At 36.3% G+C, this 11,701-nt stretch carries 12 protein-coding genes; 3 read left to right on the top strand and 9 right to left on the bottom strand.

Annotation, left to right across the window (positions count from 1 at the left end):
• Positions 1-91 precede the first annotated feature (91 nt).
• Positions 92-640, top strand: a complete 549-nt coding sequence (locus ACVYAD_RS02405; protein ID WP_386828348.1) for a GNAT family N-acetyltransferase — start codon at positions 92-94, stop codon at positions 638-640.
• A gap of 224 nt (positions 641-864) precedes the next feature.
• Here the strand turns inward: ACVYAD_RS02405 and ACVYAD_RS02400 are convergent, their stop codons facing one another.
• Positions 865-1,941, bottom strand: a complete 1,077-nt coding sequence (locus tag ACVYAD_RS02400) for an undecaprenyldiphospho-muramoylpentapeptide beta-N-acetylglucosaminyltransferase (protein WP_476424340.1) — start codon at positions 1,939-1,941, stop codon at positions 865-867.
• Between the two features lie 605 nt (positions 1,942-2,546).
• Here ACVYAD_RS02400 and ACVYAD_RS02395 point away from each other — a divergent pair.
• Positions 2,547-3,917 (top strand): MATE family efflux transporter, encoded by a 1,371-nt coding sequence (locus ACVYAD_RS02395; RefSeq protein ID WP_476424339.1) that lies wholly within the window; start codon positions 2,547-2,549, stop codon positions 3,915-3,917.
• A gap of 301 nt (positions 3,918-4,218) precedes the next feature.
• Here the strand turns inward: ACVYAD_RS02395 and ACVYAD_RS02390 are convergent, their stop codons facing one another.
• From ACVYAD_RS02390 to ACVYAD_RS02375, 4 genes are all read right to left on the bottom strand, one after another.
• Positions 4,219-4,908, bottom strand: a complete 690-nt coding sequence (locus ACVYAD_RS02390; RefSeq protein WP_349657831.1) for a CAP domain-containing protein — start codon at positions 4,906-4,908, stop codon at positions 4,219-4,221.
• A 348-nt stretch (positions 4,909-5,256) separates the two neighbouring features.
• Positions 5,257-6,159, bottom strand: a complete 903-nt coding sequence (locus ACVYAD_RS02385) for a CobW family GTP-binding protein (protein ID WP_476424586.1) — start codon at positions 6,157-6,159, stop codon at positions 5,257-5,259.
• An 82-nt stretch (positions 6,160-6,241) separates the two neighbouring features.
• Positions 6,242-7,744, bottom strand: coding sequence for a lmo1851 family serine protease (locus tag ACVYAD_RS02380; protein WP_476424336.1), 1,503 nt, complete (start codon positions 7,742-7,744; stop codon positions 6,242-6,244).
• 364 nt (positions 7,745-8,108) lie between these two features.
• Positions 8,109-8,870, bottom strand: coding sequence for a GNAT family N-acetyltransferase (locus ACVYAD_RS02375; RefSeq protein WP_476424334.1), 762 nt, complete (start codon positions 8,868-8,870; stop codon positions 8,109-8,111).
• 205 nt (positions 8,871-9,075) lie between these two features.
• Between ACVYAD_RS02375 and ACVYAD_RS02370 the strand changes: the two genes are divergently transcribed.
• Positions 9,076-9,330, top strand: coding sequence for a translation initiation factor 2 (locus tag ACVYAD_RS02370; RefSeq protein WP_349657827.1), 255 nt, complete (start codon positions 9,076-9,078; stop codon positions 9,328-9,330).
• A gap of 26 nt (positions 9,331-9,356) precedes the next feature.
• Here ACVYAD_RS02370 and ACVYAD_RS02365 read toward each other — a convergent pair whose 3' ends face one another.
• The 4 genes from ACVYAD_RS02365 to ACVYAD_RS02350 all read right to left on the bottom strand — a co-directional run bounded on the left by ACVYAD_RS02365 (position 9,357) and on the right by ACVYAD_RS02350 (position 11,627).
• Positions 9,357-10,088, bottom strand: a complete 732-nt coding sequence (locus tag ACVYAD_RS02365; protein ID WP_476424584.1) for a polysaccharide deacetylase family protein — start codon at positions 10,086-10,088, stop codon at positions 9,357-9,359.
• 77 nt (positions 10,089-10,165) lie between these two features.
• Positions 10,166-10,636, bottom strand: a complete 471-nt coding sequence (locus ACVYAD_RS02360) for a hypothetical protein (protein WP_476424332.1) — start codon at positions 10,634-10,636, stop codon at positions 10,166-10,168.
• Between the two features lie 32 nt (positions 10,637-10,668).
• Positions 10,669-11,142, bottom strand: coding sequence for a DinB family protein (locus tag ACVYAD_RS02355; protein ID WP_476424330.1), 474 nt, complete (start codon positions 11,140-11,142; stop codon positions 10,669-10,671).
• Positions 11,143-11,153: 11 nt separating this feature from the next.
• Complete coding sequence (locus ACVYAD_RS02350) at positions 11,154-11,627, bottom strand: hydroxymyristoyl-ACP dehydratase (protein WP_386828339.1); 474 nt, start codon at positions 11,625-11,627, stop codon at positions 11,154-11,156.
• Between the last annotated feature and the right edge of the window lie 74 nt (positions 11,628-11,701).

Raw genomic sequence — 11,701 nt, 5'->3', positions numbered from 1 at the left:
CTTTGGGTTTTAATTCCAGTACGAATTTTAGTTTTCTTCTTTATGTTTTAAAGGAATTGTTTTAACTACCCTAGTAAAGGAGGCGTTTCGTATGCTTAAACATCGAGACCTACATGAATGTACAGAGCTTTATGAGCTATTATCACACCCTTCTGTATTCCCTTTTGTCCGTCAAAAAGCCACATCCGCTGATGAATATTGGTTTATGACAAAACAACTGATTGAAGAAGAAGTGAAGGGACTCGCTATTTCAAGGACAATTACTGATGATTGGGGTCAACCGATCGGCACCATTAGCATTCATGATGTGGAGGATGGTGCAGGCTTTTTAGGAACGTGGATTGGACTCCCTTATCAAGGTTTAGGTTATAACCAAAAAGCAAAAATGCTTTTTTTGAATGAACTATTTTTTGATTATAATTTCCATACGGTATTTCTCCGTATTCGAGTTGAAAATATAAAATCTCAGCGTGCAGCCTTAAAGCTACCTTATGTTGTGAGCGCAAATGAAAGTCACCCAACATTATTAGCACAAGTTAACAGAGGCGAGGCGCAATTTGATTTATTTAAAATTCCAAAAGACTTGTTCTATCTTACAACTGCCAATCAAATGGCAGAAGGCGAAGAACAAGCGATGTAATTTCATAATGCGAAACTATAATCAGCGTGGGTTTACTTCAGCCCTCGCTGATTATTTGTCTTTACCAGTCTTTCCTTTCGATAAAGATTAATTACTCCCCGTTCATCCCGGATAAAAATAAGCTATGTGCTCCGTCTTCATGACAGACACATAGCTTATTTTTTAGCTTTGTTTCATTTTATTACTGTAATTGTGTTTTAGTTAAACACTGTGATAACGAAAAACTACTTTTTATATTGTAAAATCAATTTTGCCATTTCTTCAGGGGTTTTCGGTCTTTGTGTTTTTTCCATCGTTGAAACCATTTCTGCTTTGCGCTCTGTTAACACATGAACTGATTTTTTAAATGATTCCTTTGTTAACTCTTCCTCTTGTAACACTTCTGCATAGCCCTGTCTTTTAAATAAGTTTGCATTTAATATTTGGTCACCACGACTTTTTTGTGCAGATAACGGCACTAGCAACATCGGCTTGTGCAGTGCTAAAAATTCAAAAATCGAATTGGAGCCAGCACGTGAGACGATAAAGTCTGCAGCGTGTAATAGATTCGGTAATTCCGTTGTCACATACTCAAACTGTTTGTACCCAGACATTGATTCAAATGATTCATCGTAATTCCCTTTACCGCACAAATGAATGATTTGAAACTGCTTCACAAGCTCTGGTAAATTTTGACGAAGTGCATCATTCAAGACAACTGACCCTAGACTGCCTCCCATCACAAGAAGAACAGGTTTTAATGTCGTAAAGCCACAAAGAGATAACCCTTTCGCTCGATCTCCCATAAATAACTCTTCGCGAATAATGGAGCCTGTGCACGTTGCCTTTTCTTTCGGCAGATGCTGTAATGTTTCCTCAAAAATAGTAAAGATGTGTGATGCAAATGGTAGCGCAATTTTATTGGCTAAGCCAGGTGTAACATCTGATTCATGAATGACTACTGGAACACCAGCAAATTTCGCAGCCATGACAACAGGTACAGAAACAAATCCGCCCTTAGAAAAAATGACTTGTGGTTTCACTTTTTTAATTATACGAAAAGCCTGCATCATTCCAGCAAGCACTTTAAATGGATCAGTAAAATTTTTCATCGAGAAATAACGGCGCAATTTCCCACTTGAAATACCGTAAAACGGAACATTAGGAAACGCCTCGCCTATTAATTCTTTCTCAATACCTTGGTCTGAGCCAATATAATGGACATCATAACCTAGTTCTTGTAAAGATGGGAGTATCGCTTGATTGAGCGATACGTGACCAGCTGTCCCTCCACCGGTTAAAATGATTGATTGTTGATTCACATTAATTCTCCTATTCCATCAATTATGCGCCGGCATAATTGTTGCTGTCGCTTTGCTTTCGCACAGAAAACATTTGTTGCTGTCGCTTCGCTTTCGCACAGAAAACATTTGTTGCTGTCGCTTCGCTTTCGCACAGATAAACAATGCGTCCGAAATCGGCTTTGTGTTGACAAAGAACTCCTTTCCGATTCCGAGACATCCGCCGGAGGCTTTGGGCCAACACGATGTTGGTCACTCAGTCGTTGCCACAGGACGTGGCGTTTTTAGACTGAGTTCCTTCTTTCAGTGGATGTTTGGACACGCACTAAAACGTAACTTAAACTCGTATTCATCTCGTCACCTATATAGGTGGTGACTTTCGCTGAAAGAAGGTAAAAGCCATTGTAACCATAATACTTTTGTATACAGTCTTTTATTTTACTATATGCGAACGAAAAGATACAGATGAAGCTTTAAACTTCTTTCAGCTGGTGTCCAATCACTTGCTGAAAGAACGGAACTCAGTCTGATGCAATTATGCCGAGGCTTAATTGATTTTTTCATCTTTCCTCTATTTTAGTATGCTATACTAATTTAATTATGATAATAAAGGAAGATTATTCACTATGAATCAAACAACTACGTTAAAAGAAAAATATGCATTAATCTTAAAAATTATCGTACCTATTTTAGTATCGCAAGTAGCTATTTATCTTATTTCTTTCTTCGATATTTTAATGTCAAGTCGGTACGGTACCACCGATCTAGCTGGAGTGTCAATCGGCTCCTCTATTTGGATGCCTATTTACATAGGGCTATCTGGAATTCTCCTTGCGATCACACCTATTGTCTCACAGCTTGTTGGAGCTAAAAATGTGTTTGTAGCTAAAAGAGCTGTTCAACAAGGTATCTATGTAGCCATCGTTCTTGCAGCACTTATTTTTATTTTATTAATAGTCGGTATAGATTGGATTCTTGGCAAGATGGATTTAGAAGCCTCTGTACATTCTATTGCTAAATCTTATATTCAATCGATGTGTGCTGGACTTATACCACTATTTTTATTTTTTGTCATGCGCTGTTTTATCGATGCGCTTGGACAAACTCGCGTTACAATGATTATTACATTACTTACAACACCTATTAATATTGCGTTGAATTATATTTTCATTTTCGGCAAATTTGGTGCACCTGAGCTTGGCGGAGTTGGCGCCGGTGTTGCAACAGCGATTACATACTGGCTTGTTTTCTTGATTACAGTTTGGATTATTGCTAAACGCAAGCCTTTTGAACGTTTCCACCTATTTAATGACTGGCCCAAATTAGAATGGCTTCGTTGGAAGGAAATTTTAATCATTGGCGTACCAATTGGAATATCCTTGTTTGCAGAAACGAGTATTTTTTCTGCTGTTACTATGATGATGAGTAGCTTCAGTACAGAAATCATTGCAGCTCATCAAATAGCATTAAATTTCACTAGTTTGTTGTATATGGTACCGCTCAGCATTTCGATGGGTGTAACGATATTTGTAGGGTTTGAAATTGGTGCTGGACGTATGCGCGATGCTAGACTCTATAGCTATTTGTGTGTCGGGACCGCGATTTTATTTAGCTTTGTTTCAGCTTGTATTCTTTTTATCCTTCGCGAACCCGTTGCAAATATGTATACAACTGATGGAAAAGTGCTAGAGTACGCCGTTCATTTTTTAATATTCGCAGCTATTTTCCAGCTATCTGATGCTATCCAAGCGCCTGTACAAGGAGCTTTAAGAGGGTACAAGGATGTTACAGTAACCTTTATTATGGCCATCATTTCGTATTGGGTGATCGGCTTACCTGTCGGTTATGTACTGGCCACTCATACAGACTTCGGGCCGTTTGGTTACTGGATTGGACTAGTAGCAGGTCTGACTACTGGTGCGATTACTTTATTAATACGTTTATTACTTGTTCAAAAAAAATTTTCAAATACGACCAAAACAACAATAGCAAACTAGACTTCGCTCTAGTTTGCTTTTTTTCTTTTAGAAGTAACAAACCTATGAGAGCCACCCATATTCCCTATTCTATGTATGTATTATTAATAATTCTCTATCTCCTAATACAATTCCTCACGCTTCCCTTTCGCGGAAAAATCATCTGTTACCCCGAAGCTTCCAGAAAAGCGCCCAGCCGGAAAGGAAATCAACCCTCGTTTTGCCAAAGAACCTTGCATTTTCGCATTAAAAAAATGTCCACTAAGCTTTTTACAACTTAGTGGACATCCTATTATTCAATGTAGCTATTCAATTTATACGATTATTTTTGGATAAATTGTTGAGTCCAGTAGTTACCTGATTTCACATAGCCAACACCAATATGCGTAAATTTCTCATTTAAAATATTCGCACGGTGACCCGGAGAATCCATCCAAGCTTGTACTACTTCTTGAGGTGTACGTTGACCTTGTGCAATATTTTCTCCTGCACTCTTATACGTAATACCTAAAGCTTTCATACGATCAAAAGGTGAACCAAATGTTGGGCTTGTATGTGAAAAATATTTTTTAGATTGCATATCTTGTGATTTTTCACGAGCAGCTGCCATCAATTTATCATCTGTTTTAAATGGTGCTAAACCAGCTTTTGTACGTTCAGCATTCGTTAATTTTACAACCTCTTGTTCAAAAGCATTCACATCTGAAGTAGATGTTGATGGTTTTGTTTGAGATGGTGTAGTAGTTGTATTATCTTTTTGAGTCGTTTGTGTATTGTTATTTGTTGTTTGATTATTTTCTGGTACTTGTACTTCTTTTGATGGTGCTTGTGTTTGTGGTTGTTTAACTACCCATTTTTGATTTGACCACTGATTTGACCATTTATAAGAATAAACAACTTTATTACAGTCTGTAGTTGTGTTCCCCTCTGTAGTATTTTCTGCAGCGGAAGCCATTTGAATTGGAGCTGCTAATAAAAATGTTGCACAAATTGCAGTTAGTGTTTTTTTCATTTTTGCAATTCCTCCTTCTATGCAAACAATCGTAAAGTACGATTTTAATAAATTTCTTACCAGCATCTTCTAGCAACACCATCCAAGAAATAGATTCGCGTTAAATAGAGGGTTATTGGCTTTAATTTTTAGCAGCTTTCACCAGCCTATGAAATACTTACGTTTTAAATAGGGTTGACACTTCTTAAAAACTATTAAGTATTTTCAATATTCAAATATATTTTTGTGCGCATTCACACAAAAAAACTGCCAAAATATCTACTTTGAGAAAGACGAAACGAACAAAACTTTCATCTGACAAGTAGAATTTGGCAGCTTTAGGATGTCTATTTTAACTAGCTTTAGCGTTTACTCAATACCAATGACGTTTAATCTACTTACATCTTCACCAATGATCACGAGTTTTGCAGGCATTTTTACATACTCTGGAAGCCATTGGACCATTCCATATGCATATTGAAACAGCATAGGATTTTTTACACCTTCAATTGGTACGTATCCTTTCATTCGATACACAGTTTCAGGCAATGTACGTACCCAATCCTCAAATTGTTCTTGTGTAAAGTTAACGTCTTTAAATTCAACTAATCGTGAGCCTAGATGCATCGATGCTATAGGAGCTTTCACAATATCTTCTTTATCCACCTGTACTGTTGCCTTTAAATCTTCTAATAAACGTAATGGCACGCGTCCGTTTGTAGTTTGCAAAATAAAGGCATGTGGATTAAAGCCTTGTAGCTCATAAACAACTTGTGCCTGCTCAGCTTCTGTTAGTAGATCCGTTTTATTGGCCAGTAATAAATGTGCGTGACGGATTTGTTCCATAAATAAAGAGCGCACTTGTGGAGTTAATGTTTCTCGGTTCAACCACAGCTTTGAATCAGCAACTGTGACAATGCCTTTGACATTTAGCTTTTCTGCAAATAATGGTGAGTAAACAGCGTCTAATGCTTCCACAGGATGTGCTGCACCTGTTGTTTCAATGATCAGGACATCAAAGTCACTATCTAATAGAAGAGATTGAATTTGAGCCTCTGTTTTTTCGGCACCAGAGCAGCAAATACAACCCTCTAGCATTTCCTTTAACGGAATATCCTTTTCCACAGCCTGTGAGTCAAATGGTAGCTTTCCAAGCTCATTCATAATGACAGCTGGCTTTAAATTCTTTTCCTTAAGTTGTCGAATAACATCAGTTAACATGGATGTTTTTCCACTACCTAAAAAACCACTAAATAAATATACGTCCTTCACCATTTTTTCCTCCTATTAAAAAAGCTGTCGCTAGAGGCCATTAGAGACGCCTACTGCGACAGCTACTTTGTTAGTTTGTAGTTTACTCAGTTTTTGCTGGTGTACCAGTTAGAAGTTCTTTTGCTTTTAACAATTGAGGATCTTCTGCTTTTATTTTAGCGCGTAACGCATCCATTAAAGCATACGTTGTATCGCCAGTTAAAACACCAGTTTCTTCAAAACCATTTGCAGCTTGCAGTTTTTTCACTGCACTTTCTGTATTTTGTTCAAAAATACCGTCTGCATTTCCAGGCTCATATCCTAGAACTTCTAGCATCTCTTGTGCCGCTTTTACAGAGTTAGATTGCACACCCATTTTCATTTCCATAGTTGGATCTAAGTATGGTAATGATGCATAAGGTGGGTATGACACTTTTACATCTGGAGCTATGCCTTTTTCGTTAATCCAGTTACCATTTGGTGTTAACCATTTTCCTGTTGTGAATTTAAGGTTAGAGCCATCTTTTAATGGTGCGACATTTTGCACTGTACCTTTACCAAACGATGTTTCTCCAACAATTTTAGCACCAACAGATTCTTTTAATGCACCAGCTAAAATTTCAGAAGCAGAAGCACTGCCGCTATCGACAAGTACTGTCACTGGAATATCGTATTTTTTACCAGAAACAGCTGTTGTAATTTTCGGCTCCTCATCTTTTTGTTGCACTTGTACGATCGCTTTACCTTCTGGAACGAATAAATTCGATATCTCTACCGCAGCATCTAGGTAGCCGCCAGGATTTTGACGTAAATCTAATACGATGCCTTTTGCTTTACCTTCGTAATCCGCAAGAATCTTCTCAAATTCTTTTGCAGTATTTTCACTAAATGACGTGATTTGAATATGGGCAATGTCCCCTTCAAGCATTTCACCGTAAACCGTTTCAACCGGAATTTCGTCACGGACAATCGTCATATTAATAGGCTCAGCATTTGTTCCACGTTTCACGGTTAATTTTACAGGCGTTCCCTTTTCGCCGCGAATACGCGCTACCGCTTCAGAAGCAGTAAATCCTTGCACACTTTTTCCATCCACAGTTAAGATAATATCTTGTGGTAATAACCCCGCTTTTTCAGCTGGTGAGTTTTTAATAGGTGACACAACAGTAATATAACCGTTACGTTCTTGAATTTCCGCCCCAATTCCTTGGAAACTAGAAGACAGTCCAGACTGAAATTGTTCTGCTTCGTCCTTCACCATAAAATCAGAATACGGATCATCTAATGCGTCGAACATACCGTTAATAGCGCCGTCGACCACTTTTACATCATCGATATCTTTGTAATACTTATTTTTAAGTAAATCATAGGCTTCATATAATTTTGTGAATTCTGCACGCCCACTCGGTACTTTCACTTCAACTACTTTCTTTTCACCGAATGTTAACGCAAAGATCGTTAAGCCTGCAGTAATAAGGATTGTAAAGAACATCAACATGATAAATTTAAACGGTTTCATTTGTACAAAACGTACTGCTGGCTTTATTTCAGCAGGGGATGTTTGTTCTGGCTGCTGTTCTACACTATCTTTTTTCTGTTCATCCATCTTGATTGTCACCACTCTCATATACACTAACTTGTTGTCACACTATTACCATCTTAACAGGTTATAGAGAAGACGAAAAGAAAAAGACTGTCAAAATTTCATGACAAATCTTGTCCCACAACAATCTTCCTAAAATCCATCATTTCTAATCACTTTATTATAAGCTCTTTATTCTATGTAGGTCATATTGTTTGTAGCCTTTGTAAAAGTAAAGATGTCTCCAGTTATCTGCTAAGTTGTAGGTATATAATGGTACTGATTTTCTATTTTACTCATTTCTTCGAAGCAGTCAACTAAAATCCTCATAGAATATTAGAAAATACATGTCCACTTATACATGTTCCTATCATTTGCGTTGTTGTTATTACGTAAGTTCTCTTAATCTTTTTATCACCGAATGTATTGTTAACCTATGAAAAGTAAGAAGCTGGCCTTTATAAATGACTGAAAAAATACCATACGGGGTTGGCGCCAGTTCCATCAGCGCTGCTCTACCTTTGAGATCAATTAGTTCCACTGGTATATTCAATGTATTTGCACCAGCTATAATATTTTCTGTTGCAATTTCGACATATGGACATTGGAATGAACGTAAAATCGTCAAATTGTTAAATTTTTTTAATCGTTCCTCCCAATCATTCGGAAAATATGGTTGTTCACCTTCACTGCTCAAAGGGTAAACAAGTAATTCAAAATCATATGGTGCCGTATCAATAAGTTGAAAATTGTTTTTCAAAAAAATTTCTTTACTTGGCGCCCAAGACGTTGTTGAATTCGTAATAACAACAACACCTTTTTTTGCAAGTTTTTTTGCATCTTCTAAACATTTATTAATTAATCGAGCACCGTATCCTTTTCCAACTTCACTTACCCATAAACAATGGATGACTAAATAACCATCAGCATGAACCACTCTAGATGAATTTTCTGCTTCTGTATATTCAATAAACCCTACTTGTTTTTTATTGGCGGTTACTTGAACATATTTCAAGCCTTCTTCAAATCGATTATTCAGCCATTTATTCTTATTTATATAGCCATTTGATTTTTTCTTGCTTCTAAGACAATAGCTCCCAATTCCTTCTAAAAGCTCAGCATTAATTTCCACCAATTCAACCTTGCCCAATGCCAATCACCCCTAACAATTATGGTAATTATACCCTATTAAAGTGTTTAAAGTACGCATAGGAACATAAAATCAGGCTAATTTATTTTTTAGCCTGATTTCGACAAAAGGAAGAATTTTAATATGTCATAGGACTACTCATTGTCGATATTTCATACAAATGATAAATGAGAAATGATTTGAACTATTTAAGGAGGGTTTAATATTGAATAAGAATACATTTAAAAATCAATCTACTGATTCACTGGATATTTTTGCTGCTAAGCTCACCTATATCGGAGCCTCTATTTCTACATTAGGTGATGGCATACAGGCAGTTGCAGCAGGTCTTGCCTTAGAAGCATTACAAAATTCCAAAAATGACAATTCAAATGATCAGGCAAAACAAAGTGCAAACATGAAAGAACAAATCGATTATTTAATTTCTGAGTTACAGCAAATTAAAAAAATTTTAAAATAACATAATGCTTCAATCATTACGGATACTTATTTGTTTGTGCTTTTTTTACTTTGCTCATCGAGTAATTCAGAAACTGTGACAAATCGATATCCTTGATTTTCAAGTTCAGCTAATATTTTTTCCATCGCTTTTACAGTTTGATGGCGATTGCCGCCTCCATCATGAAAAAGAATGATATTACCTTCTTTAACACCATTTAACACAGTATTCACAATTCTATTCGTTCCTGGACTTTTCCAATCTAATGTATCTAAATGCCATGACCACATCACCACTTTATATCCTTCTTTTGCAATCGCTTCAATCATTGCATCTGAATACTGGCCTTCAACAGGTCGGAACAAAGTAGGTTTAGTTCCAGTGATGTTCTGAATAGTGTCATCTGTTTGTTTTATCTCCTTAAGTAAATTCGGGACATTCGTCCTTAAGGGATGCGTAAATGTATGGTTAGCTAGTTCATGGCCTTCCTTATACATTCTTGCTATCACCTCAGGATTTTTTTGTGCATTTTGGCCAACAATAAAAAAAGTTGCTTTCGCATTGTATTTTGATAATAAGTCTAAAATCTCAGATGTGTACTTTCGATGTGGCCCATCATCAAAGGTTAGAGCAACAATTTTTTCGTCTGTTTTGATCTCCCAAACAATTTGTCCTGCTTCTTCATAATACTTTCTTCCTTTGTTTTCATATGTTGCTGCGCCAACTTTTAGATAAAAAAAGGAGACCGTTAAAAGACAAACAGGTATTAAAAACCACATTTTTTTCAAATCTTCACTTCCTCAACTAAAAATATTTAGACTTATTATTTGAGGAATGATAAAAAAAATGCTCTTTTTTAATTTTTTGTTGGTGTATATTTGAAGCTAAAACTGATTGAAGTTAGAAGTTCATTTTTAGGATTGTTAAATACATTTTTCGCCAATCGATTACGGCAAATTGTTAAAAAGCTTTGTGCGAAAGTGTAGTGGTAACGTAGCCAGCAATGTGTTTTTGTCTCAGTGCGAAACCGTTGTTGTTGCTGTCGCTTCGCTTTCGCACAGGTAAAACTATGTTGCTGTCGCTTCGCTTTCGCACAAGTAAAACTATGTTGCTGTCGCTTCGCTTTCGCACAAGTAAAACTATGTTGCTGTCGCTTCGCTTTCGCACAAGTAAAACTATGTTGCTGTCGCTTCGCTTTCGCACAGGTAAAACCGTGTTGCTGTCGCTTCGCTTTCGCACAAGTAAAACTATGTTGCTGTCGCTTCGCTTTCGCACAAGTAAAACTATGTTGCTGTCGCTTCGCTTTCGCACAGGTAAATTGCCACAAGGTGTGGCGTTCTTAGACTGAGTCCCTCTTTTTCAGTGAGTGTTTGGAAACGCGCTAAAAGAAGTTAAAATCTGTTTTTTTATATGATGTTCCATATGTTCTAAGTAGTCTTGGATAAGCCACTGTAAGGTCATGAGTTCATTACTTCCAATATTACATTGAAGGCCAAGCTTTTCATTAGGGATATTTTTAATTACATTTATTATTTTTTTATTTAAGCTCACCCATAAATCCAATATTTCATCAATCGGTAACTCTTGATACCCTTGGATTTTTACCCATTCAACTTGATTATATGGAGTTAGTACAAATGGTTCCTCTTCGTATTGTATTTTAATGAACCTTTGCAGATTATTGATAGCAGAGTCACATAAATGGCCTAACACCTCTTTTTTCGACCATTTTTGAGGCGCTGGTCGCTGTGAAATCTCTAATTCAGACATTTGCCGGAACTCTATCGGCACATTATTTATCCAACAAGTTAATGGATCAATAAAATTTTGCATAATTCCCACTCCTACTTATAAAAGCTTAAATAATAATCGATTAATTTAATGACTTCGTATATCCTTTTATATTCTTTTTCTATTTTATAAGAAATAAACAATACTGCTACGTTAAAGCTTAATACTGCGAGAGCAACTATTTGGACAAATGAGATTCCAATCATCAACTTTGTATTTATGGCAGAGGCAATGATTGTAATTAACGATAATAGCACACCACATAATGTAATAAAAATCGGCTTTGATCTAATAATTTCATTTGCTTGCAATTTCAAAACATCTAGTAAATATTGAATTTCTTTCAATGTATACTTTTGATCAAAAATCACGAAATATGACATATAAACATCGTTTGCTATATTTTCATTTAGAATATTTTTATGGATTTTTTTCACTAATCGATCACAAAAATCTTTATCTAATGCTTTTTTAGGTATGAATAGTTCCTCTTTATTTTCAAAAACATTTGTGCCGGGATGCTTCAAACCCCTCATCCTCTCATACTGGTTTACCAGATTTAATGACCTTATTTAAAATAGAAAACATGTTTATAGTCACC

The organism is Lysinibacillus sp. G1-3 (assembly GCF_056322905.1).
The sequence above is the reverse complement of the archived record's forward strand: the minus strand, read 5'-3'. Positions and strand labels throughout refer to the sequence as shown.